Source organism: Photorhabdus viridis, assembly GCF_040256935.1.
Classification (GTDB): Bacteria; Pseudomonadota; Gammaproteobacteria; order Enterobacterales; family Enterobacteriaceae; genus Photorhabdus; species Photorhabdus viridis.
Genome location: NZ_JBEJZY010000200.1, coordinates 1 through 809, shown reverse-complemented (window position 1 = coordinate 809; position 809 = coordinate 1). Strand labels below are relative to the sequence as shown.

At 42.0% G+C, this 809-nt stretch carries 1 protein-coding gene and 1 pseudogene; both read left to right on the top strand.

Going from position 1 to position 809, the window contains the following annotated elements; all coding sequences use genetic code 11:
* Nucleotides 1-684, top strand: a pseudogene (locus ABR397_RS22960) (DUF637 domain-containing protein); the annotation flags it as partial.
* A partial coding sequence (locus ABR397_RS22955) for an Imm42 family immunity protein (RefSeq protein WP_350307725.1) occupies nt 681-809 on the top strand: 129 nt, incomplete at its 3' end. The pseudogene ABR397_RS22960 and the gene ABR397_RS22955, both read left to right, overlap by 4 nt.

Sequence of the window (809 nt, the reverse complement as noted above, 5' to 3'; positions counted from 1 at the left end):
AAATACGGAGAACTGAGCGCCGCGCAACGGGCAGAAATGTTGTCTAATTGTGCCGGGAGCGGTGGGTTATGCACACTAACCTACCAAGCCGAAATGGAAGGTGGCATAAAAACAGCCGATGCCGTTAGTGGCCTGAGATGGATGTTTGACTTATCGGCGGAAGATGCTCAACGTCTGAGCCAGTTTGTGACCACCGAAAACCAAAACGATTTAGGGCTATTGTATAATTCATTGCCCGCTTGGGAAAAAGGTGCATTAATAGCCAAAGAAGCGGTAGAATCTGCCGGTATTGGTGGTGCTATCGGTAGTAAGGTTTCAGTTGCTTCGATTGTTGGGAAACACCGAGGAAGCGCAATACCGGTACCGGAGCCAATAGTCGCTTCTAATGGGCTGACTTACAAATCAAATCCTAAACATACTCCCGGAGGTGATGGAAATCGCAAAAATGCAGGAATAGAACCTAGAGACTCTTTAATTCTTTTTGAAAACTCTATACCAAGCTCAAAAAACTATAACAATAAAGAGGTTCGGTTCTCAGTAGACAAGAACGGTAACGTTCACCGATTCGAAGGAACTAACGGAGAATATCATTGGAATGGCAGCTCCGGAGATATTAACAATTCCTTAACAAGCAAGCAGGTGCCAAGTGATATTCAGAAAAAATTAGGAGTGAAACTAAAGTGATTTATGGTGATCCATTTTACTTTTCTCTTCAATTTGACATTGTTGAGTCATGGAACTCTCCAGATAGCTTTTGGAAAAATGGAGTATTTTCTTTCTATTTAGAAGGAAATAAATTATTTGACCTT